This window comes from Mucilaginibacter sp. PAMC 26640 (assembly GCA_001596135.1).
Classification (GTDB): domain Bacteria; phylum Bacteroidota; class Bacteroidia; order Sphingobacteriales; family Sphingobacteriaceae; genus Mucilaginibacter.
Genome location: CP014773.1, coordinates 4,671,293 through 4,698,016, shown reverse-complemented (window position 1 = coordinate 4,698,016; position 26,724 = coordinate 4,671,293). Strand labels below are relative to the sequence as shown.

The window sequence follows — 26,724 nt, the reverse complement described above, 5'->3', positions numbered from 1 at the left end:
AAATTACTGACGACCCACCTAAAACTATTTTATTACCGGGTTTACATTGGCTGCTTTTAGCTTTTTAACGATATCTGCACCAACATCCCGGCCCTCTTTATTACCGTTTACAATGGCATCATTAAAATGTATGCCGCCGTAAAAACGCGAGATGGAAGCTTCTTCTGCCGCCTGCATAAATGAGCTGAATTTACGTGGCGCAACCCCATAAGGAATTTCTGAATCGTCTGTATAAGCAAAATGTTCACCCAATAAATAAGTAAGCACCGTTGCCGAAGCGTTGGAAAGCACCGCGTGTCCGCTTGGATATTCGGGGAAGGGGGGCGTTTGCAAAAATGGCATCCATTTAATATCGATATAGCGGTTGATATAGGTTTCAGGCCGGATACCGTTGCTGCGGTATTTTTCATCCCAGCAGCTGATAAAAGCATCCATCAGCGTCATCCCTTCCAGGCTCATCACCATTACCGCCTTATCAAAGCTAAGGTTAGCTTTTTTCGTGGCAATGGCCGCAATATTCATCCAGTGGCCGCCAGGACTGATCTTCTTGAAGCCGATCATCATGTGGCCCGAAGTGGTTACGGCGAAAGGGTTGCAATCCCAAAAACTGGCAATGTTAACCTGTTCTGTAGAAGGGTGAAAGGATACTTTATACACTTTATAAGCTTCCTTATAAAAATCACTTGCGGTATCGGTACTGAAAGGGGTTGGCCTTACCGGCACAAACTGGCTGGCCGAATCGATAAACATCGGGCGCACCGTTTTCCAATTTGGCTCTACGGCTTCCATGTAGCTGGGTGGGGTTGGGTACCAATTGGCGTTGCCCTTTATTGGTGTGTAGCGCAGCTTGCCGCTTAAGCGGTTGTACCGGTCGCCACGGGAATACGCAATTATTTTAGCGCTCATTTCCACAGCGGCTGCTATAGATTGCCGGATGATTGCCTCGCTAACATTATTTTTCTTCAGGAGGGCTACATATTTATCTTCATCAGGCTGTAGCATAAAACCAGAGGGCAGCATTTGTTTGCCGGTTTCCAGCATACAATAAACCGCTGCAATGCGGTAATCATAGCTGCCGGGCGCTAAGGTGATCGTATTATCCTGGTTATAGGTTTTTACAAAAGAGGCTATCGGCAATATCTCCCTATTGTTTAAAGCCACCAGGTTGTATGCCCCCATCATTACATAATTGTAGTACCGGGCGGCGGCAGGCGGGTTAACTACATCATGGATCATCACTGCCGAAACTGAATTGATCGTTTGATCCAAACTTAAATAATCCGGCAGCGGTGATCCATTCTGCGCCATAACAACAGTGCCGCGAATGATAAAAAGTATCAGTAATATTTTTTTGGTCATTAGTTTTCTTTATAAAATTGAACCGCCTCATTGGATACGGCGATCATAATATATTTTGAATTGCTGACGGTGATCTCGGTTGCTGATTTTACATCGCCCGGCACACAAATGCCCGATGCAACCTGCGTTACGTAGGTAAAGCCGCCCTTGCCATTGCCTTTTAAAAGGCAGCCATAGCCGGCATCAAAACTGCCCAGTTTTAGTCGGTTATCAGAGTGATTGCCAAACAATAGCAGATCTGGTTTGCCGTCATAATCGTAGTCGCCGCTTAAAATTTGGGTCACCGTGGAAAATTGAGCCTCCACAGGCAAGCTGGTTTTAACAAAGCTACCACCCCTGTTTAAAAAGCATGCGGTGCCCACATCCGTAACGCTGAGTTTATCCGCTTTTGAAAGCTCATCTGTACTAAATATTTGCTGCATGGTAGCATCGCAGTAAGCTTTGTATGAGCTGAATTTTTTGCGCATTGGGTAAATCTGATCGTTAAGTTCATCGCGGCTAACAAATGGATAGCTTACACCCTGTACGAAAAAATTAAAGAAAGGGTCTATCGAACCATTGTTGTCAAAATCGGCGTAATACATTTCTGCAGGCTGTGCCGGGCTTGCGGTTATTTGGGTATTGGTGCCGAGGTTACCAGCAATCAAATCCATTTTTCCATCGCCATCTACATCCACCAGGTTTAAACTGTTCCAAAAGCCGCTTTCGGGTTCACTAAACCAGGTTTTAGTTTTGTCAACAAAGCCTTCTTTAGTATTCAGGTAAACCATAATCGGCATCATGTCGCCGCAAATGATCAAATCCTTGCGGCCATCGCCATCCAGGTCTGTCCATTGGGCATCGGTAACCATACCGGCCATTTTAAAGGGCGCGGGTGAAGATTGAAAGCTGCCGTCTCCGTTGTTGGTGAGCAGGTAACTTTCCGGCGTAACCGGGTACTGGCCGGGTACAATCCGTCCGCCAATAAACAGGTCCATTTTGCCGTCGTTGTTATAATCGCATGGGCGGATGCAAGATTTGCTGCTGTTGGTAATCTTAGGCAAAGTAGTGCTCATATATTTAAAGGCACCTTTGCCATCATTAAAATATAACTTATCCTGCAGGGCAGGCGTGCCCGGTTCTAGCAAGGCATAGCCGCCTTTGGCAAGGTACAGATCCGGGAAGCCATCGCCGTTGGCATCAAAAAAAACGGCTGCTGATGTGTTTTCGGCATTCAGGTCGGCAATATCCGAACCCGTAAATGAACCATTTTTATTTTGTAAGAAAATTTTACCCGGAGCGGTAGCATCGCCACCAATGAAGATATCTTCCAGTCCGTCTTTATTAACGTCGGCTTTTGCCATTACCGGCCCTGTTTTCGAGTCCATGAACAGCATCAGCGGCTGGCGCTTAAAATCGTTTATTGAATTCTCAGTGCTTTTGTAAGCTATGGCAGCGCCTGCTTTGGTGAACAGTGTTTTGGTTTGGCTAACCAGCGGGAGGGGTTTGTTAATGCCCTGGTAATTAACGTTTATGTGTTGATTGGTCTTTACATCGGTTAGCAGTTGAACGGTTTTATCCGGCCAGATGATCTTAACGGAATCAATCGCGGCCAGCTTACCCAACCCAAAGTTGAGAACGGTAGATACCGATGATAAATACCCCCGGTTTTGGTTTACTTCCTGGTATTGAATTGATTTCCCGGCATACAGGTATACGCGGGTGCCGGTAGTGATCAATTGTTTGTTGGCTTGGGTAAAACTTAAGGACAGGTATGTATTGCCTAAAGTTTGACTGGCAGTGTTTTCAAACACCGAAGCCGTGTTATTGATGTTATTGGTAATAAGGTCCAAATCGCCGTCATTATCCAGATCAGCATAGGCTGAACCGCTGGAAATGCCGGGTTGTGTGATCCCCCAATCCTGTTTTTTGTTGGTAAAAGTAAGATCGTGATTATTTTGAAAGATGTAGTTGGATAGCGTTGTTGATGGCATCGCCTGTACGAGGTCCATTAGTAAAGTAGGCTCGCGATCCATAGCCTTCTTCATTTTATAATCGCCCCAATAGCGTAAAAAGTCTTTGTTGGTATAATCCCTAAGGTATCCGTTCGAAATAAAAATATCTTTGTATCCGTCGTTGTCAAAATCAGCAATTAAAGGGCACCAGCTCCAATCGGTGTTGGACACACCTGCCAGCTGGCCTATTTCACTAAAGGTGCCATCGCCATTATTCAATTGCAGCATGTTACGCATGTACTGTTTGTAAAGGCCCTGGTTAAGCATCAGCTCAAAGGTTTCGTAGTTTTCCTGCAGCTGAAGCAGTTTTTGCCGCCTGTTATCGGGAGGTAGCATATCCAGGGTCATGATATCGGGCAAACCGTCATTATTAATATCCGCGATATCAACCCCCATAGAAAACTGTGATAGGTGCCGCAGCATTTTTTGCGATTGCTCGGTAAATGTTCCGTTCCCGTTGTTGATGTATACGTAGTCGGGTTCATTATAGTCATTGGTGGCGTAGATGTCAGGATAGCCGTCCTGGTTAATATCTGCAATGGCTACGCCAAGTCCAAAGGTTAATGGGTTTTGAATAATGCCTGCTTTTTTTGATACATCAGTAAAATGTCCGCCTGCGTTCTCAAATAATTTGTTGCTGGCCAGTTCATCTGTCTGGGTTTTGTTTTGGGCTATCTCTATATTATTAATCTTTTTAACGTTGTGGTTCAGCAGGAACATATCCAGTTTGCCATCGTTGTTGTAGTCGAAGAAAACAGCTTGTGTGCTGTAGCCGGGATCATCAAGCCCGTAGGCTTTGGCAGATTCGGTAAATTTGTTGTTGCCTTTATTGATAAAAAGCTGGTTCCGCCTAATCTCGTTATCGCCGAGGCCGGAGTAACAGATATAAATATCTAGCAGGCCATCGCCATTTACATCAGCCATGGTAACGCCGGTTTTCCAGCCGCCTTTCCGGCCCGCAAGGGCAGGGGAGGCCTGCACGGTAATATCTTTAAATTTCAGGTTGCCCAGGTTAAGGTACAACTTGTTTGCGCCCATATTGCTGGTGAAAAAAACATCGGGCAGGCCGTCGTTATTGATATCGCCAACGGCAACGCCACCACCGTTATACAGGTATTCGTAGGAGAGTACGTTTAATTTCTCATCTTCCGTTAAATCGTTACGAAAGCTGATTCCGGTTTGTGTGGCCGGTAAAAGTTTAAACAGGGGTGATTGCTGGGCAAATACGCCGGTACATTTAATTACGATTAAGAGGCACAAAAGGCTCAGGCCCTTAAAAACCGGTCGGCAAAAACTGTAGCAGCAATACATTTAAATAATAGGGGTTTATTCGCTAATTACGGCGATTATAAATATAGCGATTGCTAATTTAAATTTAAAAACGTTTTCACTATAAACAAAAAAACAAGGCTGTATACACAGCCTTGTTTTTTTATAGTAGGGTATAATTATTTATCCCACCAAACTCGGGCGGTAAATACGTCACCACCGGTGATTTTTGCAACCGCAGCAGCATAATTTGCTGCGTTGGTAGATGGTAATCCAAGTGGGTAAGGATTTCTGCGGGGAATAGACCCATCAGTAAACTGTCCTGGGTATTTAACCGGTGTTAAAACAGGGAAGCCCGATCTTCTCCAGTTAGCCCATGTTTCATTGAAGTTAAATGTTGTAGAGGTTACCACAAAATACTCCATGTTGATTTGCTCTAAAGCAGTTGCCGGTACTAACGGATGAGCCGCTACAAACGCTGCAGTGCTGGCTGTAGAAACTGCACCAGCTGCATTGAATTGCGCAATGCTCTGTACGTCTGCTGCTAAGGCATTGGCAAAGTGTGTAGCTGCAACACCAGTGTTCCAGCCTCTTGTCGCTGCTTCTGCAAGCAACAATTCACTTTCGCCATAAGTATAAAGCATATTAATACGGCTGCGATCCTGATAAACAGCAAACCTTGGGCGTGAGTATTTGCCATCCGGTGCTGCAACATCACCTGCAACGGCAGGGTTAGCAGGGCTTGTTCCAGGGTATCCAGGTGCTTTAGATATGTCGGTAGTACCGCCGTTTTGGTCGTAGCCATTTGGCATACCAACTTGCAAAGCAGCAGTATTGTCACCAGCTAAATAAGCCTCATTTGCAGCTTTACCTGTTCCTGCTGAGATTTCTGCTACGGCACTAATGCGGGGATCTGCATTTAATTGCATGTAACTGATCAAAGTATTTGACCATCTTACTTCCCTGAAATCATCTTTTACCAATAATGCATTAACATCACTGTTGCTGTTACCATTTGCTTCATCAGCTTTAACTTTAGCATTATCATCGATAGATGCCATGGTACCGCCTGCAAATGCTTTTTCGGCATATGTTTTTGCAGTAGCAGGATCAACTTTAGTTAAGCGCATTGCAGCTTTTAACATTAAAGAGTAACCCAGTTTTTTCCATTGTGCAATGTTACCACCATACATCAAATCTGATGATGGTTTGTCTTTAGTAGCGTCTAACGCTGCAGTTGCTGTCTCTAACTGAGAAAGCATTGAAGTGTATACAGCTTGCTGGCTATCAAATTCCGGAGTGATCACACCAGATTTTGCCTGGCCTTCCTGAGAGAAAGGGATATCTCCGTAAGCATCGGTAACACGTTGCAGGATCAGGATCCGCATGATGGTACCAACGTTATCCAGGTTGGTGTATTCAGCTTTACCCTTGATCAGGTTTTTCATTTCATCAACCAGGGTAGCTGCGCCATAGCTGGTATTCCAGGTACGCTCTAAGTAACCGCGTCCGCTGCCACCGTAAACATACTTGTCGCCATTGCTATAGTAAGAGTAGGTACCGGCTAATGATTGAGACCACATACTTTGGAAAAGCAATTGATCGTAACCGCTGTTTGAAAACTTTATCTGAGACTGTGCCAGCAAAAAATTTGGTGGAAATGTGGCCTCATTTACTTTTGTAGGGTTAGTGTTGATTGCCTCAAAGTCTTTAGTACAACCCGCTATAAAGGTGGCACCTACAAGCAGGCAACTATATATAAGTCGTTTTTTCATCTTTGTTATTTTTTAAATTTAAAGTTAACATTTAACCCGTAAGTCCTAACAGCAGGTACGCTTGTACCTTCGATACCGGCATAGTTAATACCTGGTGCAAAGTTAGATTCCGGATCGATATTGTCTGTACGTTTCATGATAGTCCATAAGTTACGTGCTACCAAAGAAACGGTGATTGAATTAAACGGCGTGTTTGCTATAGAAGCCTTAGGAATAGCATAACCTAAAGTGATCTGACGTAATTTGATGAAGCTACCATCTAACACGTTAACCGCAGAGATATTACGTGCAAGCCCTTGGTAATAGGTTTGTGCAGGTACATTAACTGTGTTTGTAGTACCCGCTTCGTTTACACCAACACCAACAACACCAGTTTCGCGGCCAGCCAAAGTCATTTGGTTTAACCCGCGGAAGATACTGTAGTAATTAGTAGCTGATAAAACTTTGTTACCATAACGGTAATCGATCAGGAACGAGAAGTTAAAGTTTTTGTAGCTGAAATCATTGTTAAAGCCACCATAAAACTTAGGTATAACGCTACCCATAGGAACACGGCCTGTAGCTTTAGGAATACCCTGCGCATCATAGATAATTTGACCCTGGTCGTTACGAAGATAATCGTTAGCCAAAATTTGTGGGCCAGACATGCCTACAACAAATGCTGTTGTTGCATTTAACGGACGATAGGTACCTAAACCAATGTTGCTATTATTAGCATCTGTTGACAAGATCTTGTTATTTACATAAGTAAAGTTAAAAGATGATGTCCAGTTAAAGGTGCTGCTTCTGAAAGGTGAGCCATGTAGTTCAACCTCTAAACCTTTATTTTGTGTAGAACCGGTAGGAACGTAATAGCTGGTGTAACCGCTTGAAATATCAAGAGATCCGCTCAGGATTTCGTTTTTGGTTTTCTTGTGGAAATAGGTTACATCTAAGCCAACGCGATCGTTGAAGAACTTTAGTGAAGTACCGATTTCAAACTCACTTAATGTATAAGGTTTTAAGAAAAGATTTGGTAACGATGTATCAAAGCTACCAGCGCTTACTCCATTGATTGAATTATTTACGTTATAATAAACCCTGTTTGTGTAAGGATTTGGAGCTGCACTTGTTTTGGCATATGAAAGGCGTAATTTACCAAAGTCCAGGCCATTGATATGGGTAAGCTCGGAAAAGATAAAGCTACCAGAAACAGATGGCGTAAATATACCACGGCCTACATCACCACCAATACTTGAGTAAGAATCGTAACGGCCAGATGTGCTCAATACCAAGAAGCTTTTAACAGCGAAATCTGCAGTGTAATACGCAGAGTTTACCTGTTGTTTTGATACACCCTGGTTGCCACTGTCTCTTGTTTTACCGTTAGACAGATCGTAGAAGTACGGGATAATGAATTGATTGGCATTGATAAATGTACCAGATGCATCGCTTTTACGGATGTTACCACCCACAGACACATCAAGATTTAACAAGTCCTTAATCAGGTCATGCTTTGCACCAATCAAAACATCAGAGTTTAACTCAGTGATTTGAGTAGTTTGGGTTGACATACTACCGTTGTTGCCCGCGTAAGCTGTACCGGTTGGAGTAATGCCTAAACGTTTGTCATGGATTTTATCATAACCAATACGGCCTTGTACGTATGCCCAGTTAGTTAATGCGTATTTAGCAGATATAGATGATATTAAACGCTCCCTGGTAGTGTTGGTTACAAAATTGTAAGCAGCAAAGTAAGGGTTAGTTACATAAATATCATCGGTGAAAGACTGCTCTGTCCCATCGGCTTTGGTGCCTGGTGCCAAAATACTTTGGCCTTCGTTTGGCGCTAAGAACTGAACGTTGTTAGGGTTACCCGGTCCATCGCTCAAGCCAGAACGGTTTTTTGCGTTATCCAAAATGTAGTTGGCTACCAAATTGATATCCAGATTTTTAATTACAGTTTGCGAACCGTTAAAGTTGAAAGTTTTTCTGTTGATACCGCTATTTGGTGTAATAGCATGGTTATTCAGATCGGAAGCTGATAAACGGAATGCGCCGGTTTCGTTACCACCGGTTAAAGAAACCGTGTTGGTAAATGTGTTACCGGTTTTGTAGAATTTAGTATAGTCGTCGCTTGTTTTTGAGTAAGCGTAGTTATTACCGTCAAACTGAATTACTTGCGATCCATCCAACTTAGCACCCCAAGCCTGGTTGCCCGAAGCTAATGCACCTGCAGTAGTAACTGGTTTAGCACCAAGTAAACCCTGGCCGTAAACATTTTGGAAATCGGTATTATCATATACCTTATCCATTTGGTAGTTGGTGTTGTATTCAACGCCAAAACCTGAATTTTTCTTACCAGATTTTGTGGTGATTAAAATAACACCGTTTACCGCACGTGTACCGTATAATGCTGATGCCGACTGGCCTTTCAATACGGTCATGGTTTCGATATCATCAGGGTTGATGTTGCTGATACCATCACCAAAGTCTGCACCGCCCCACTCGCCGGACTGACCCCTTTGGGTGTTATCCATTGGTACGCCGTTGATAACAAATAATGGGCCGCCTGCTGTTAAGCTGGTTACACCACGTAACAAAATACGCGCTGATGAACCCGGGCCACCATTTGTACCACTGATACTTAAACCCGCAACACGGCCCTGTAGTGATAAGGCAACGTTGGTTTCTTTCGCAGTGTTTAATAAATCGCCTTTAACTGTAGTTACAGAGTAACCTAATTTACGCTCATCTTTCTTAATACCCAAAGCGGTTACTACCACTTCATTTAAGGCAGTGCTTGATGCTAAAGATATTCTGAGTGCTTTACCTGTAAAAACAACCGATTGGCTTTTAAAACCAACATAGCTAAATACAATGGTTGAATTTAAAGGAGCGTTTAATGAGAATTTACCGCTCGCGTCGGTTTGTGTGCCTGTACCGGTACCTTTTACCGCTACACTTACACCTGCCAGTGGCTCGCCGGCCTCATCAGTTACCAAACCTGTTACAGGCTCAGCGGCTTTGTGATTCAATTTAAAACCTTTGGTGTTTAAAGTTGCTTCAGCGGCATTAGCCGGTACGTTTGCTACGATTAGCAAAGCCAGCGCCATTTTACATATTGGCAGAGATTTATTCAGCCAATATCTGTTTCTTACACCCGTTGGATGTCTAAAAAATTCCATACTTGATTAGTTTAAAAGAGATTAATTACAAAATTCCCTGGTCAGGGGGGATTGTATAAACAGTTTAGTTTCTTAAGCGGTAGCCCCTTGGGTAACTATGCTTTGTTGGGGAGAGTAATTCTTTCTTACATAGGCCATCAATTAGTTTTTTTTAATTAGTAGTAAACAAGCCGGAGCTTTGGTAACGTTACTATTTATTGATTAGGTGCCGCAGATTGCTGGTTTCACAATACCTGCGTTGGTGTAAGGACAATTAAAAGAAATATAATGCTTACATCCTGAAAATTTTTTTTCTGTATTTTTTTTTAAACGGCTGGGTTAGTGTTGTCATTATGGAAACGCCTGATAATCAAAGGGCATAATAGCAATGTATGCTGCTTTGTTCCGCATGATTAACGGCGGGTGCATCTAAATCAAATTTATTGTAAGCATAAAATTATAAAAGCCTGTCTTAGACATAGCCGCGCTATATTTGGCCCGGACTTTATTTATAACTGCCTTATGATAAAAAGATCGGTATTTATTCTTTCAATGCTTTTGAACATAGCCGGGGTTTACGCCCAGGAGCACAACATGTCTAAAAGTTACCAGGCACCCTCTGATGAATTGGTAAAGCAAAAACTCAAGGGCTGGCAGGATCTCAAATTCGGCCTGTTTATGCATTGGGGTACTTACAGCCAATGGGGCGTAGTAGAAAGCTGGAGCATTTGCCCCGAAGACGAAGGCTGGACGCAACGTAAAGGCCCTTATGGTGCCACTTACAACGGTTACGTAAAAGCTTACGAAAACCTGCAGACAACTTTTAATCCAACAAAATTCAACCCTGAAAAATGGGTAGCTGCCGCCAAAGGTGCCGGGATGAAATATGTGGTATTTACAACCAAGCATCATGATGGCTTTAATATGTTTGATACCAAACAATCCGATTATAAAATCACATCTGCTAAAACACCATTTTCAACTAACCCACGTGCCAACGTCACGAAAGAGATCTTCAATGCATTCCGTAAGGAGAACTTTATGATAGGTGCCTATTTCTCTAAACCCGACTGGCATTCGGAAGATTACTGGTGGCCATACTTTCCGCCAAAGGATCGTAATGTAAATTACGACCCCGCCATGCATCCTGAAAAATGGCAGAAGTTTAAAGATTTTACCTACAACCAGATCAGCGAATTGATGACCGACTATGGAAAAGTGGATATACTTTGGCTGGATGGCGGCTGGGTAAGGCCTAAAAGTTCTATCGATACTTCGGTAGATTGGCAGCGCGGCATCAAATTTAACCAGGACATCGATATGGCTAAAATCGCAGCCATGGGGCGCAGCAAGCAACCGGGCCTTATTGTGGTTGACCGGACCGTTGCCGGAGAGTTCGAAAATTACACCACACCGGAGCAGCAAGTACCAGCCGTGCCGCTGGATCATCCCTGGGAAACTTGTATCACAATGGGTAATTCCTGGAGCTATGTTCCCGGTGATCGCTACAAATCTTCAAAAGAAATTGTTAACCTGTTGGTAAAAATCGTATCACGCGGTGGTAATTTGCTATTGAACATCGGCCCCGGCCCGGATGGGGACTGGGACCCGGTTGCTTATGAGCGCCTTGGTGAGATCAGTAAATGGATGAATGTAAACGGTGAAGGAATCTATGGATCTAAATCAATAGCCCCTTATTCTACCGGTAATATTTACTATACCAAAGCCAAAAATACCAATACTGTTTATGCGTTTTTATTAGCGCAGGATAATATGGTTAAGTTTGACAAGACGGTTACGGTAAAGCTTAACGACATTAAAAAGGTAAAGAAAGTGTCCTTGCTGGGTTTTAAGGATAAGATCAAATGGCAATTGACCAATGATGACCTGGTGCTGCAGATCCCGGCATCGGTTCAAAATAACCGTACTACGGCAAGTGCTGCAACTTTTAAAATAGAATATTAACGAGATATGAAGTTAAATTACGGGGCGATTGCCCTTTTTGTACTATCGGTAGCCTTTTCGGGTACAAAAGCAATTGCCCAGCAAAATGATCAGCGGTATCCTATTATCCCTTATCCAACCAGTTTAACGCCTGCTGGAGGTAGTTTTACCGTAACCCCTGCTACTGTTATTGTGTTGCCAGCCAATAAGTTATTTGCGAATGAGGCAGCGATACTGAACGGGTATTTTACAAATAGCTTTCATAAGGCTGTTAAGCTGAGCACAGTTGCTGTTGCGAATGCTATAAAACTGATTTATGATAAGGCCATCACCTCGGATGAAGGTTACCAGATGACCATTGGCAAAACCGGAGTGGTTATCCGTGCTAAAACAGCTTCGGGGATGTTCCGGGCGGTGCAAACCATCAGGCAGCTGCTTCCTGCTTCCGCAGAAGGCTCCAATGCTATTGCACTCAAAAGCCTCACGTTACCTTCATTAAGTATAGCAGACCACCCGGCGTACGACTGGCGCGGTATGCACCTGGATGTATCCCGTCATTTTTTCTCTATCGAATACCTGCGCAAGTTTATTGATGTAATGGCGCTGTACAAATTCAATAAATTCCATTTGCACTTAACTGATGATCAGGGCTGGCGTGTGGAGATCAAAAAATATCCAAAGCTTACTGAAAACGGCGCCTGGCGAACCTTTAACAACCAGGATACTGCCTGCATGAAACGCGCGGCAGATAACCCGGATTTTGAGATCGATAAAAAACACATCATTCAAAAAGATGGTAAAACGCTTTACGGGGGTTTTTACACCCAAAAGCAATTAAAAGAGCTTGTTGCCTATGCTGCAACCAGGCACGTCGAGATCATCCCGGAGATTGATATGCCCGGCCACATGATGGCTGCCATTAATGAATACCCGTATCTGAGCTGCGACGGAAAAAGCGCATTTGGTAAATTATTCTCTACGCCAATTTGCCCGTGTCTGCCATCTACCTTTCAATTTGCTCAGGATGTGTACAGCGAAATTATGGAGATCTTCCCGAGCAAATACCTGCACATCGGCGGTGATGAGGTGGATCGCTCCCTATGGGCCAAATCTGAAGAGTGCAAGGCGCTGATGAAGAAAGAGGGGTTGAAAAATACAGAGGAACTGCAGAGCTATTTCATTAATAATATGGAGAAGTTCTTCAACTCCAAAGGCCGCAAGCTGATAGGCTGGGACGAGGTGCTGGAAGGCGGCGTTAGTAAAACAGCTGTAATTATGTACTGGCGCAGCTGGGTGCCAAAGGCCCCTGTAGAAGCTGCAAAACTTGGTAACAAAGTGATCATGACGCCGGGAAACCCCTTGTACTTTGATGCACTGCCGGATAAGAATTCGATCACCAATGTGTATAATTTCGATATCATCCCCAAAGGTTTAACTGCTGCCGAAGCTGCAAACATCATCGGTGCCCAGGCCAACATCTGGACGGAGTACATCCCCACAGAAAACCGGGCCGATTATATGTACATGCCGCGGATGACGGCGCTCGCGGAAGTCCTTTGGACTAACCGTAAAGATTACAAATCTTACCAGCAGCGGTTGGAACAACAATTTCCGCGATTGGATGCGCTTAAAGTGCATTACCGCCTGCCTGACCTGGGCGGGTTCCTGGCCTCTAATGTTTTTACAGACCGGGACACCCTGAAAGTGATCAAACCAATGGCTGATCTGACCATCCGTTACACAACCAACGGTACTTTACCAAACGCCGCTTCTACGGAGCTGAGCAAACCATTGGCTATTGATAAAACGGAAAATATTCGGTTGGCTGCCTTCAAACCGAATGGCACAATGGGCGATGTTTATAATCTGAAATATCAGAAACAAACACTTGCGGAACCAGCAACCGGAAAATCAGTAAGCAGTGGGCTGATTGTTAATCAGTATAAAGAATATTACAAACAGGTTTCGCTGATACCAGATACTAAACCGGATGGCGTGTTTAAAGTCAACGAGATCATTGTTCCTAAATATGCAGAGGCTCCAAGTTTTGCTTTAAAATACCGTGGTTATTTTGATATTCCGCAGGATGGTATTTACAGCTTTTACCTCACTTGCGACGATGGAGGCGTGCTGAGCATAGCAAACCGTGAAGTGGTTAATAACGACGGCTTGCACTCGGCGATTGAAAAGAATGGGCAGGTTGCCTTAAAGAAAGGCCTCCAACCGGTAGCGCTTGATTTTATTGAAGGCGGCGGTGGTTACACGCTTAAATTAAAGTATAGCCTTAACGGCTCCGAACCTACAGAAATTCCATCAGCCTGGCTGAAGAACTAAACGTATGAAAAGAAGTTTATCAATTTTAGGGGGATGCCTGCTGTTTGCAAATCTTGCTTTTGCACAGCCCGCTCCAAAGCCTTACGGTGCCTTGCCTAATAAGGCTCAGCTCAACTGGCATGAAATGGGCATGTACTGTATTATCCATTTTGGGGTGGATACCTATACTAATAAAGAGTGGGGGTTCGGCGATGAAAGTCCGTCGTTAGTTAACCCTAAACAATTCGATGCCATGCAAATCGTTGGAGCGGCTAAAGCGGGCGGTTTTAAAGGGGTGGTAATTGTAGCCAAACACCACGATGGCTTATGTATCTGGCCAACTAAAACAACCGAACACAACATTAGCAAAAGCCCCTGGAAAAATGGCAAAGGCGATATGGTTCGCGAATACCAGCTGGCCTGCCAGAAATTAGGCATGCAGCTGGGCCTCTACTGCTCTCCCTGGGACAGGAACAACGGCGCCTACGGCACACCGGCTTATTTGGAGATCTACCGTGCCCAGCTAAAAGAACTATACAATAATTATGGACCTATCTTTATCTCCTGGCACGATGGTGCCAATGGGGGTAATGGCTACTACGGCGGCAAGGTGGAAGACCGGAAAATAGACCGAACCACCTATTACGATTGGGATAACACCTGGGCAATGATCCGTAAATGGCAGCCCGCCGCCGCTATATTTGGCGATATTGGCCCTGATGTGCGTTGGGTAGGGAACGAAGAAGGCGAGGCAGGCAAAACAAGCTGGGCTACCTACACGCCTAAAGCGCCGGATGAAGGCAAAAAGCCATCCAACGGTTACAGTAAATATGAGGAAGCACCAGAGGGAACCCGCACAGGCCAATGGATGCCTCCCGAATGCGATGTTTCGCTTCGCCCGGGTTGGTTTTACCATGAATCTCAAAATGCACAGGTAAAAACGCCTTATCAATTACTGGAGCTTTATTATAAAAGTGTTGGCCGCGGTGCTAATCTGGACCTTGGCCTTTCGCCAGACCCACGCGGCCTCCTTAACGACCGGGATGTGGCTTCGCTTAAGCAATTTGGCAATCTGTTGAAACAAACCTTTGCAATTAACCTGGCAAAAGATGCTGCATTTACGGCAAGCAATATTCGCGGTAATAACAAGCTTAAATTTGGTACGGCTTTTTTAACCGACAATGACCGCTACAGTTATTGGGCTACTAATGATGCCATAACTAAACCTTCTTTGGTTGTTGATCTGCATGGCCAAAAAACATTTAACGTTATCCGCTTGCGCGAAAACATCAAACTGGGCCAGCGCATAAATGCCTTAGCTGTTGATGCTTTTCAAAATGGGGTGTGGAAGGAAATAGCAACAGCTACCAGCATCGGTGCAAACCGGTTGATCCGCCTGCCGCAAAATATTACGACCAATAAAGTTCGCCTGCGTGTTACCAGTGCCAATGCCTGTATCGCCTTAAGTGATTTCGGTTTATTTAAGGAGCCTGCACATTTGAGTGCACCGCTGATCAGCCGTGATAGAAGTGGTATGGTAAGCATTGGTACAGATGCTCCGGTAGCTGGTATTCGCTATACCACAGATGGTTCGGAACCGAATGTCAGCTCCGCTTCTTACCAGCAGCCGTTTGCGCTACCTACCGGTGGCGTTATCAAAGCCGCAAGTTTTGAAGGTGCCAAGCAGAGCGAAACCGGGATAGGGGATTTTGGTTTATCTAAAGCAGGCTGGTCGGTTATCAGCAGTACACCGCAAACGCTGAGCAAATCTTTGTACGCTATTGACGAAGATCGCTATACTAACTGGAGTAGTTTACAGGCAGATACCGCCGCAGCCATCAAATATCCGCAGGAGATCAGCGTTGATATGGGTAAAGTGGAAGCCATTAAAGCGTTTACCTACCTGCCGCGCCAGGATAAACGTACCGCGGGTATGGCTGATAGCTACATAGTTTATACCAGTAATAATGGGCAAGACTGGGCTCCCGTCGCAAAAGGGGAGTTTTCTAATATCAGATCTAACCCTATAGAACAGTTAATTACATTGCAGGGCGTAAGCAGCGCCCGGTACTTTAAGTTTGCTATAACCCACGTCACCAATGGCAACGGTGTAACGGTAGCCGAGATAGGGGTTAAAACCAAGTAAGTCATGATGAAGCATTATAAATATTACTTTCCGTTCCTGTTTGCAGCCCTTGGCTGCGTTAATAGTTTTGCGCAAAAAAAAGCAGCCCTCAAAAAGGCCGATCTTACATCTTTTGTTGATCCGTATATTGGTACCGCTTTGCATGGTCACGTTTTTTTAGGAGCAAATGTGCCTTTTGGTGCCGTGCAATTAGGGCCGGTAAATATTGTTGCCAAAGATTGGGACTGGTGCTCGGGCTATAACTATTCAGATTCTACCATTGCCGGTTTTGCGCATACGCATTTAAGCGGTACCGGTATCGGCGACCTGGGCGATATTCAGTTCATGCCAACTACAGGTGATATAAAGGTTTTAAGCGGTAAGCTTAACGATTATAACAGTGGCTATTACTCATTGTTCAGCCATCAGCAGGAAATAGCCAAGCCGGGTTATTACTCGGTAAAGCTAAAGCGGTATAACATCGATGCTGAACTTACGGCTACCTCAAGGGTTGGTTTTCATCAGTACACTTTCCCGCAATCAAACAATGCGCATGTAATTATCGATCTGCAAAAGGGTATAGGCTGGGATCACCCCGTGGAAACTTACCTCAAGCAGGTAAATGATAGTACCATAGTAGGTTATCGCAAATCATCGGGCTGGGCAGTTGACCAGCGGATGTACTTTGCGGCGGTTTTCTCAAAAAAGATTAAAAATTTTGCGGTGTATGATAGCCTGGCAAAGGCTGCCGGTACCGAACTGACAGGCCGCAATGTTAAAGGCGCGATAAGTTTCACTACAACCGCTGGAGAAAAGGTAAAAATAAAGGTAGGGATCTCGCCGGTAAGTACTGATAATGCATTACTTAACATTAAGGCTGAAGCAGGCACCTGGGATTTTAATAAGGTGCGGAATGAAGCCACTGCACTTTGGAACATGGAGCTGGGCAAAGCATTGGTAAAAGCCGAACCCGCGCGGATGCGTACATTTTATACGGCGTTATATCATACCATGATAGCACCCTCCGCTTACAACGATCATAACGGCGATTACCTGGGCACCGATAAGAAGGTTTATCACAACCCCGGTTTTAACAATGTAACCACGCTTTCACTTTGGGATACTTACCGCTCAGAAAATCCCCTGATGACCATTTTGCAGCCTGATAGGGTGAATGATCTCATCAGTTCCATGCTGGCTATCTATAAACAACAGGGCAGGTTGCCGGTTTGGCACCTCATGGGTAATGAAACCGACTGTATGGTGGGTAATAGCGCTATACCGGTTGTGGTTGATGCTTTTTTAAAGGGTTATAAAGGTTTTGATACAGAACTAGCATACGAGGCGGTAAAAACTACCGCCATGGGAGACCGCCGCGGGTTGAAATTTGTAAAGGAACGCGGTTATATCCCTGCCGATAGTCTGCTGGAATCTGTAGCTACTGGTTTGGAGTATGCCATTGATGATTGGTGTATCGCCCAGATGGCCAAAAAACTTGGGCATGAACAGGATTATAATTATTTCCTGGCCCGGGGCAAAAACTACGCAAACTATTTTGATAAGCAAACCCGTTTTGTGCGCGGCCGCTTAGCAGCAAACGAATGGCGAACTCCGTTCAGTCCGTTTGTATCCCGCCATATGAAAGATGATTTTACCGAAGGCAACCCATGGCAATACACCTGGCTGGTACCGCAGGATGTGGAGGGCTTGGTTCAGGAGTTGGGCGGCGAAAAACCATTCATCAGCAAACTGGATTCACTATTTACGGTACATGGTGATATGGGTAACGAGGCATCAAACGATATTACCGGTTTAATAGGCCAGTATGCACATGGCAACGAGCCCAGCCACCATATCGCATATCTGTATGCATATGTTGGGCAACCCTACAAAACTGCAGATAAGGTGAGGTTTGTGATGGATAACTTTTACACCAACAAAAAGGATGGCATTATCGGTAATGAGGATGTTGGGCAAATGTCTGCCTGGTATGTATTATCTGCTATGGGCTTTTACCCGGTGAGCCCGGCAAACGCCGCTTACGTATTTGGCAGCCCGGTGATTGATGATGCGGTTTTGAAACTCGGCAGCAAGGTGTTCCACATTTCGGTTAAAAACAATTCCAAAGTGAATAAATACATTCAGCAGATCACGCTAAACGGGAAACCTTATCTTAAATCGTACCTTTTGCATGCCGATATGGCGAAAGGTGGCGAGCTGCAAATTACAATGGGCAGCAAGGCATCCGCGGTATGGGGTGTAAACCAGGCTTCCAGGCCAAAATCTGTTTATTAATTGATATTGTATTGCAGCAGGGGGAAAATACCTGCTGCAATATAAATAGGCCGAGCATTTTACGAATTCGTAGTGTAAATTAAGCCTTTGTAGATCTGTTTTATCTTGTAATCACAGTTTGCTAACCGTGCGAATTGTTAGCAACCTTGTCGTGTTTAGCCCCGTCGTACCTGGCTTTTACCTTTTGGAGGTGGCAATCTCTTTTAGCATTTTCAGCTGATCAGCATACACCTATTCATCACGGAAATCTTAAAATGCACGGTTACCAAACAGATAAAGTATGGAAATTAGGCTGCTAATACTTAAATTGCACATCTAATTTAAACTGCAATGGCCCAGCAAACCATTATGATTATCGACGACGATGCCGAAATTTTAAACGTCATCAGCCTCTTGCTGAAAGACGCCGGTTATCTCGTAAAAGTAGGTCATGATGTTACCGATTTATTTGAGGTGGAAAAGAACCCACCCGACCTTTTGCTGATAGATAATTTTTTGAATGGTAAAACAGGACATGATATTTGCTATCAGCTTAAAATCAGCCCTAAGACAAATACTATTCCTGTATTGCTGCTTTCCGGTACAACTAATTTAGAACAAACAGCTAAAAGCTGTATGGCTGATGGGTTTATTGCGAAGCCGTTTGAAGCAGATGAGTTGATATCCACTATTGAAAACGTGATCGGGCCAAGTGTAGATTCCCCTGAAAGCGCAGTTTAACTATCAGGGCCGGGACTATTTGCTGCCAAGTGCCTGATAAATTTCACCGAACAGCAAACCGCTGCCTCCGCCAAAGTGGTGAATGATCTTTGGGGCGTCGGATTTGCCAAGCGCAATTTCCGCCAGTTGGTCTTCCTGCTCAGGCGTTAAGCCGCTGCCAAGCAATATTAAATGATAGTCGTTACCGCTGATCAGTGCAGATGCCTCGTCAGCGCTTTCTGCACCAGTGGCGTGCCACTCCGCATTTTTATTGGTGAGCCGGAGTATGGTGGCAAGAATGCCTTCGTGCGTACATACAGCAAGTATACGGGTTGATGCTTCCATGAGGTATTAGTATTTTAACGGTACTTCCATGATCAGCAATTGTGCATTGCTGGTAGCTACAAACTGCAGGTTAGTGATTTCCCAGGTTCCCATTCCATCGCGTTTGTGCAATTCGGTACCATTTACAGTAAGCGTGCCATCAATAACAAATACATACACACCATTTGCTGTATCCTTTAGCTCATAAGAGAATTCAGACCCTGCGGTAAAAGTGCCCATATGAAACCATGCATTTTGATAGATCCATACCCCTTCATCATCGGCAGATGGGGACAGGATCTGGTATAGCACATTATCTCCGGCAGGTTTTATGATCGTTTGATCGTAACGCGGTTCAACATTGCGCTGGTTTGGATAAACCCAGATCTGTAAAAACTTTGCAGGATCGCTTTCGTGCTGATTATATTCTGTATGATAGATGCCGGTGCCGGCGCTCATTACCTGGATCTCGCCCGGGTAAATGGTACTGGCGTTGCCCATACTGTCTTTATGGATCAAAGCCCCTTCCAGCGGGATCGAAATGATTTCCATATTATCATGCGGATGATCGCCAAAACCGCCACCGCCGTTTACTATATCATCATTCAATACTCTTAGCGCACCAAACTGCATCCGCTCCGGGTTGTAGTAGCCCGAAAAACTGAAGGTTTGGTAGCTCTTTAACCAGCCTAGATCTACTGATCCGCGTGTATTTGCCTTATGAATTACAATGTTGCTCATTACTTTTTAAAAGTAAGCATTCGGCACCAATTCAAAAGTAAAACCACCTATTTTTACAAAGCAGTTATGTTACCCGGCTGGCTAAGGGTTCACCTAACTTAACCTATTTGTATGTAAATATTTGATAAGCAAATATTTGAAAATTATTTTAACCCGCATCACATGTTATGCGCACGGTAAATCATTTTAAATATCGCCGGCAAAAAAGGATTCTGGGCTTTAGAGGTTACCTTGTTTTGGTAACCCTAACCCAATCAACCAGCATTTTAGCTTCACCGCTTTTAACCAAATTGGCCGTGCTTTCCGGTAGGCCGTAGTGGGGCTTTTTAGCACCGTTTATTTTAGCAGGATAACCGCCACCAAGCGCGAAATTTAAAATCAGGTATTTTTTGCTATCGAAAGCCCATTTGCCGTAAATTTCGGCCATTTTGCGGGTAACACGAAACATGGTAGCTCCGTCATATTTAAAAACTAAAGCATCGGGCGTCCAGTCTACGGCGTAAATATGCCATTGCGTGGCATCGTTATTTTTAGCAAAATATTGCCGGTTTACAAACGGCGTTTCTCCGCTGTAGCCGGGGCCATGTACGGCAGCACTGATCCAGTCTGGTTCGCCCACATATTCCATAATGTCTATTTCGCCGGTTTCGGGCCAGTTGCCATTACCCAGCATCCACCACGCGGGCCATAAACCATCGCCGCTGGTAACCTTAATTCTTGCTTCGGCTGTGCCATAGGTAAAGTCGAATTTATCTTTAGTATTAATTCTTGCAGAAATGAAATCGTATACCCGGCCCTCCACATTTTTAAACTGTGGCGAGTATTTGGGTTTTAAAACCAGGTTGCCACTTTCCAGGTACATCACCGAGGCAGAATCCACATAGGTTTGCAGTTCGTTATTGCCATTAAACCCCGGCACCTCTGGTGTCCATTTCTTCCGGTCGAGGGCAGTTCCGTTGAAATCATCAAAAAAAACGACGTCGCCTTTGGCATAACCTGTTGTTGAAGCCTTTTTGACAGGTGAGCAAGACATGTTGCTCAGCATTGCTGATAGTGCAGCAACATACAAGTACTTTTTGTAAAGCATAATCTTAATAGGGGAAGGATGATCAATAACCTAAAAGCCATTTCATTTGAAACGGCTTTTAGGTTTATTTTTAATTACCGGTAAACCCGGATATAGTCTATTTCCATTGTACCGCCGGTAACAGCAGGGTCAACGGCGCCACCAAAATTACCGCCCATCGCCACATTCAGGATCAAAAAGAAATTTTGATTGAAAGGCGTAGAGGGATCATTAGCAAACGTGTGGAAAACCTTGCCATCAACCGAAAACTTAATGGTTGTTGCATTCCACTCAAAGCCATACAAATGGAAATCTGTTGAGGCTGTGGGTATAATGGTGTTATTACTGATGCCGCCGCCGCCGTAATGATTTGGATAATGCAGGGTAGAAAAGATCTTGTTTTGTTGATTACCCACATGTTCCATAATATCTATTTCTCCGCAGCCGGGCCATGGCGTTGTGTCGATATTAGTTCCCATTGCCCAAATGGCCGGCCAGGTACCACCGCCGGCTGGCAACTTGGCCCTTGCTTCAAAACGGCCGTATTTGAAACCGAATTTTCCTTTTGTAAGCATCCTGGCTGATGTGTATCCATAACCCTGGTAGTCTTCTTTTTTAAGGTTGATCTTCAGGGTGCCGTTAGATACAATGGCATTGTCACTGCGGGCAGTATAATATTCCAGCTCGTTATTGCCCCAGCCATTATTGTTGCCCAGTTCAAAACCCCATTTGCCGGGATCAGGTGCCCCGTTGGTGTTGAATTCATCAGACCATACCAGTGTTTCTATAGCAGAAACAGAAACCTGAACAGATTGCACGGTTACCATTCCGCTTGCGCTTTTGGCAGTTACTTTCACCGTGTAAGTGCCCGCAACCGGGTATTGGTAATTAACGTTACCGCTTGTTGAGGTTTGGAAGTAGCCATTACCAAAATCAAACTCATAGGATACTGCATTATCGGCAGTTACAGCAAAAGTTACCTTGCCACTATTATCAGTGCTTACCATTGATGTTACTGTAACGTTGGCAGGTTTATTTACCGTGCTGCCTTGGTTATCATTTTTATTGCAGCCGGTACATGCGGCTATCGCCAGTACCAGGATGCAGATTTGTAGGTATTTCATATTTTTATGGTTTGATTTTGAATTTTTGATACCATGCCAGTCCGTCTATACCGATATTACGCAAGGTAATGGTACTAGCAGTGAGTTCCAGCAGTTCGTAAGTTGTGCCGCCTGTACCAAATGCAATAAGGCCGTTACCCGGTACAATGAACTGAATACGGGTTGAATTTGCAGATGTAGAGCCGGATGTGGCATCCATAAAAGCCAGCTTGCGTGGTGCAGTCATATCAATATCGTAACAATTATCGCCTCCGGCTTTGCCGTAAAATGCAGCTGAGGCACCGATGAAGAACGACTGACCCTTATTATTGATCACCATGGTTACATTGTTGTTGGCATCTTTGGAAAAAGTGATCTCGTCATCGTACAAGCATTCGGCACGCTGGTTAGGATCTGCGCTGTAATAGCTGGATGTGTAGCCATCTGCAGGGCCAACACCAACATGCCCGGGAGTTTCACGAGCGATTACCCATGTTTTGGTACTGCCATTGGTTAAATTTTGCAAAATAGCCGCCGGAATATCAAAGGCCACAAATACCGTAATTTTTTTAGTAACGGTTGAAGTAACGCCGCCGGTACCGATAGCATTTACCACAATGGTATAATCTGCGGTGCCGGGGTTGGTGTAGCGGTGCACCATTTCGCCGCCGCTTACAATTTGTGTATTGCCATCGCCAAAATCTATTTTATACGAAATGGCATTGGTAGCTGATGTTTTGATAGTAACATTACCCGAGCCACCGCCGTTTGGGTTAGCCGCGTCTACCCCTGCAATAGCGGTAGTGAGGCTTACATCGGTCGGGGTAATTATTTTTCCGAAGGAGTATTCCTGTTTTTTACAGCCGATTGCAATAACGAGGGCTGCCAAACAGATGGTTATTAATGCTTTAATATTAATTTTCATCGCTGTTTAAATTAATTGAGTGTGATGTCGTCTAAGTAGAAGGTATAGTTGGCGGAGCCGTCGCCTGGTGTGCCGTTATCAAATATCAGTACCACTTTTTGGTAAGCGTTGCTGGTATTGATGGCACTGTAATCAAAGGTAAGTTCCTCCCATTCGTTTGCTTTGGTAGTAGTTACCTCTTTTTCAAAGCTAATACCGCCGTTGGTTAGATTCTCTACCTTCAATAATACTTTTGCGCCTACCCTTGGCGAGTAAACCTTCATCTTAAAGATCTTTTTGGTTGAAAAATCAATCGGGTTATCCATGGCCATAAAGCTGCCGCCATAAGTTGCGCCAGGGTTTTTAACCATTTTTGCAACCCTGCTGCTTACATTGATGCCAGTAGCCGATGGGTTATTCACCACGGTGAGTTGTCCGCCATCAAAATCTGTAATTTTATAATTAAGGGTTGACGACTGAAAATTAAGCGGGATACCTAAAACCGAAGAAGGGGCAGGCACTATCTTCAGATCGTCCCAGTAAAATACCTTGCCCGAGCCCCCTACGTTAAAATCAAAAAACACGGAGCCTTTGTCGTAATTGGTTGTTGCGCTGAAAGCCGCCGTTCCTGATGAATTGTTCAGGAAATTAAAAGTTAGGGTTTCCCATTGGTTTGCCACGGTAGTTACAACATCCGTTTCAACAGATTTTGCACCTGCGGTATGATCCTCAATTTTTAGCTTAACAGTTAAACCCGCTGCCGGAGAATAAACCCGGAGGCTCATTTGCGCAAAATCTGCAGTTACCGGGATCTTGGTTGCAAAACCAGCCGGAGTACCTACGGTAACGCCTGCCCAAACTTCGGCGCCGTTTGGCTTGGTGGTTTTTTTAACATTGTTTGCCGGGTTAGTTGGATCCACAGCATCAACGGTAATGTTATTGCCAAAATCGGTTACGCTGTAATCGGTGTTTTGCGCGTCGAAGGTTACCGGTAGACTAATCTGTTGAATAGGAGCACTCAATTTCAAATCGTCCATGTAAAACACTTTACCACTACCGGCAGTACCAAAATCAAAGAACATTGAAGCCTTATCTAAGGTATATGAAGCGTTAAGGGCCGCCGTACCCGCAGACTGGTTATTGAAATCAAAAGTTAAGGTCTCCCATTTATTGGCACCAGTTGTTTTGGCATCTGTTTCAACAGATTTATCGGGGTTGGTATGGTCCTCTACTTTTAGTTTTATGGTTAAACCGGCCGCAGGGGAGTAAACACGTGCCGTCATTTTCGAATTACCAGGGGTGATTCCAATTCTGGTAGCAAAGCCAGCTGCCGTACCCAAAGTGGTACCGGCCCAAACCTCGGCACCGCCAGGTTTGGTGACTTTTAAAACTTTGTTTGCCGCATCAGCAGGGTCTGCCGCAACGCCAGATTGGTTGCCGCCGAAGTCGCTGGTTGTGTAATCATAGTTCGGGTCGTCAAAGCCTAAAGGCAGGTCTATCTGCTTGCCTACTTTAATGGTTTGCTCATACTTGGTTGTTGCGGCGCCGCCGCTCAGGGCAATTACCCTCACTACATAGGTGCCCGCGCTGGCGTAAGTATGGGTAGCAGTTTGATCTTCCAGGAAAGAATCATAGGGCTCCGGTACTTTAGTAGCTTCATCGCCATAGTATACATGAAACATGGTTTCATACTGTGCCGTTGCAATTACATTAACTGTTAGGCTGTTTGTAGTGATGGTTGCTTTTAAGTTCTCCGGCGCTTTAAATGATACCGTAAGCTGTTGCGTCATTTCGGTTGTTTTACCGTTAATGCCATGGGCAACCAGCTTTACCGGGTAAACACCTTCTTTATAAACGTGCTGTGTACTTTTGCCCGGGGCTACCTTAACAAAATTAACCGCGTCGTCGCCATAATAAACATCGTAGGTGGTGGCACCTTCGCCCGAAGGGTAAATAGTAACCAGCCCGGTGTTATCCTGGGTGATATTGAATAGCGCCGATAGCTTTGCCGGGTCGGCTACACCGCTGTTTACAAACGATGTATCGTTAAATGATTCCTTTTTACAGCCTGTTGCAACGGCTAATAATAAGGATATGCTCAAAAAATATTTTATTGCCTTCATAATGGTCATACTTTAAGGTTAATAGCCCGGGTTTTGAGTGATGCCGGAAACATTGATTTCTTCCTGCGGAATTGGGAACAACTCGTTCTTGCCTGCCACAAATCCCTGTAGTTTTGAAGCTGCCTGTCCGGTTCTTACCAAGTCGAAAAAGCGATCACCATCCATAGCCAGTTCCAGCCGTCGTTCGTTCCAGATAGCTTGCTTAAGTGCATCGCCGGTGGCGGTTACGTTATGCAGGTTATCACCAAAGGCACGGGCACGCACCCTGTTCAAATAATCCTGGGCTTTGGCATCGCCGCCATTGCTGCGGTTAATCGCTTCGGCTGCCATCAGCAATACTTCCGAGTAGCGTAACACCCTGAAATTATTCAGGTAGTTCAATTCCACCTGGCCGGAGGTTTCGCCTTTGCGCGGTAAATATTTCTGGTTGTATAAACCTGTGTTTTTGTAGGGAGCTACCTGGTAAACCAAATTATAATTTGGATGAGCATTTTTATAAGCCTCTATATCCAATACCGTTACATCTTTGCGTTTATCGCCTGCGGTATAAGCTGCTGCAAGGTTTTGCGTAGGCAGATTAGTGCTCCATCCTGCCGCATAAGGCATTGATGCACTGCCACTGATACCGCGCACACCATTTTGTTGTACCGCATAATTACCCTGGCCGCGCGTTGCCCCGCCCCAGTTGTAATACGGCGAGCCATTGGTATACTGAATTTCAAAAACCGACTCCGGGCCGTTCTCGCCTGCTGCTAAATAGATGGAAGCGTAATCACTCACCAGTGAATAAGCGTTGGATGTGATGATGGGCTCTAATATAGCCGCCGCCTCGGTAAATTTGTTTTCGTACAGGTAAACCTTGCCTAGCAATGCTTGTGCTGCGTATTTAGTGACCCTGCCTTTTTGGCTCTGTGTTGCCGGCAATGCGGCTATAGCTGCGTTAAGGTCTTTCTCTATCTGTGCATATACTTCTGCTTTGGGGTTTCTTGGTAAACCTTTCAGGTCTTCCAAACCCAGTCGCCTGTCTGTAAACAACGGCACATCTCCCCACATTTTTACAAGTGTAAAATAGTAGTAGGCGCGGAGGAAATTAACTTCGCCATAAAGGGCATCCTTACCATTGAAGGTTACCACTTCGCCGGCCTTGTTCTTGTCCTTATACTGGATCATGTAATTGGCGCGGTTTACACCTTCGTAGGCCACCCGGAAAAGATCCTCCAGCGTAGAGTTAACAGGAGTGAGGGTGAAATCGTCAATTTGCTGCAGCGCCAGTACGTCTGAAGCGTTTTCGCCACCGGCTACCGAATTATCTGAAGCAATATCCCCAATAACCACTACCTGGTTAAGCCATTGTACAGGCGAGTAAACGCTGATGGCCATGGTGCGGTAATCACTTTCCGATTTCAGGTAATCCAGGTCAGTTACTAAAAAACTATCGTGCGGGTTGTTTTCTACCCATTTTTTGCATGCTGTGAGTGTGCTAAGCAGCATTACCACCCCAATCAGCTTTATATATCTTTTATTCATCGTAGTAAATCTGTTAA

Annotated in this window: 16 protein-coding genes; 5 read left to right on the top strand and 11 right to left on the bottom strand. The window is 44.7% G+C overall.

Annotated features, from left to right (window positions below; all coding sequences use genetic code 11):
* Positions 1-24: 24 nt before the first annotated feature.
* The 4 genes from A0256_20245 to A0256_20230 all read right to left on the bottom strand — a co-directional run bounded on the left by A0256_20245 (position 25) and on the right by A0256_20230 (position 9,492).
* Positions 25-1,359 (bottom strand): haloperoxidase, encoded by a 1,335-nt coding sequence (locus A0256_20245; protein AMR33589.1) that lies wholly within the window; start codon positions 1,357-1,359, stop codon positions 25-27.
* A complete protein-coding gene (locus A0256_20240; protein ID AMR34632.1) occupies positions 1,359-4,595 on the bottom strand; it encodes an RNA-binding protein in 3,237 nt (1,078 codons plus the stop codon). The genes A0256_20245 and A0256_20240 overlap by 1 nt, the downstream gene beginning before the upstream one ends.
* Before the next feature lie 206 nt (positions 4,596-4,801).
* On the bottom strand, positions 4,802-6,397 hold the full coding sequence (locus A0256_20235; protein ID AMR33588.1) for a hypothetical protein: 1,596 nt from the start codon (positions 6,395-6,397) through the stop codon (positions 4,802-4,804).
* Positions 6,398-6,402: 5 nt separating this feature from the next.
* Positions 6,403-9,492: a SusC/RagA family TonB-linked outer membrane protein gene (locus A0256_20230; GenBank protein ID AMR33587.1), complete on the bottom strand. Its 3,090-nt coding sequence runs from the start codon at positions 9,490-9,492 to the stop codon at positions 6,403-6,405.
* Between the two features lie 573 nt (positions 9,493-10,065).
* On the opposite strand from A0256_20230, the gene A0256_20225 reads away from it, so the two are divergent.
* The 5 genes from A0256_20225 (at position 10,066) to A0256_20205 (ending at position 18,940) form a co-directional block, all read left to right on the top strand.
* Positions 10,066-11,508 carry an alpha-L-fucosidase gene (locus A0256_20225; protein AMR33586.1) on the top strand — a complete coding sequence of 481 codons (1,443 nt, stop codon included), beginning with the start codon at positions 10,066-10,068 and terminating at the stop codon, positions 11,506-11,508.
* A 6-nt stretch (positions 11,509-11,514) separates the two neighbouring features.
* Positions 11,515-13,821: a beta-hexosaminidase gene (locus tag A0256_20220; GenBank protein ID AMR33585.1), complete on the top strand. Its 2,307-nt coding sequence runs from the start codon at positions 11,515-11,517 to the stop codon at positions 13,819-13,821.
* Positions 13,822-13,825: 4 nt separating this feature from the next.
* Positions 13,826-15,946 carry a hypothetical protein gene (locus A0256_20215; GenBank protein ID AMR33584.1) on the top strand — a complete coding sequence of 707 codons (2,121 nt, stop codon included), beginning with the start codon at positions 13,826-13,828 and terminating at the stop codon, positions 15,944-15,946.
* Between the two features lie 6 nt (positions 15,947-15,952).
* Positions 15,953-18,220 (top strand): sugar hydrolase, encoded by a 2,268-nt coding sequence (locus tag A0256_20210; GenBank protein AMR33583.1) that lies wholly within the window; start codon positions 15,953-15,955, stop codon positions 18,218-18,220.
* Between the two features lie 330 nt (positions 18,221-18,550).
* A complete protein-coding gene (locus A0256_20205; GenBank protein AMR33582.1) occupies positions 18,551-18,940 on the top strand; it encodes a hypothetical protein in 390 nt (129 codons plus the stop codon).
* 15 nt (positions 18,941-18,955) lie between these two features.
* Here the strand turns inward: A0256_20205 and A0256_20200 are convergent, their stop codons facing one another.
* The 7 genes from A0256_20200 to A0256_20170 all read right to left on the bottom strand — a co-directional run bounded on the left by A0256_20200 (position 18,956) and on the right by A0256_20170 (position 26,707).
* Positions 18,956-19,264 (bottom strand): hypothetical protein, encoded by a 309-nt coding sequence (locus A0256_20200; protein ID AMR33581.1) that lies wholly within the window; start codon positions 19,262-19,264, stop codon positions 18,956-18,958.
* A 6-nt stretch (positions 19,265-19,270) separates the two neighbouring features.
* Entirely contained in the window at positions 19,271-19,984 is a 714-nt protein-coding gene (locus A0256_20195; protein ID AMR33580.1) for a hypothetical protein, read from the bottom strand.
* Positions 19,985-20,210: 226 nt separating this feature from the next.
* On the bottom strand, positions 20,211-21,071 hold the full coding sequence (locus A0256_20190; protein AMR33579.1) for a hypothetical protein: 861 nt from the start codon (positions 21,069-21,071) through the stop codon (positions 20,211-20,213).
* Between the two features lie 74 nt (positions 21,072-21,145).
* A complete protein-coding gene (locus A0256_20185) occupies positions 21,146-22,174 on the bottom strand; it encodes a beta-glucanase precursor (protein ID AMR33578.1) in 1,029 nt (342 codons plus the stop codon).
* 4 nt (positions 22,175-22,178) lie between these two features.
* The gene (locus A0256_20180) at positions 22,179-23,078 is read right to left on the bottom strand and encodes a hypothetical protein (GenBank protein AMR33577.1); all 900 of its coding nucleotides are present in this window, start codon (positions 23,076-23,078) and stop codon (positions 22,179-22,181) included.
* 11 nt (positions 23,079-23,089) lie between these two features.
* Positions 23,090-25,189 (bottom strand): hypothetical protein, encoded by a 2,100-nt coding sequence (locus A0256_20175; GenBank protein AMR33576.1) that lies wholly within the window; start codon positions 25,187-25,189, stop codon positions 23,090-23,092.
* 9 nt (positions 25,190-25,198) lie between these two features.
* Positions 25,199-26,707 carry a glycan metabolism protein gene (locus A0256_20170; protein AMR33575.1) on the bottom strand — a complete coding sequence of 503 codons (1,509 nt, stop codon included), beginning with the start codon at positions 26,705-26,707 and terminating at the stop codon, positions 25,199-25,201.
* Between the last annotated feature and the right edge of the window lie 17 nt (positions 26,708-26,724).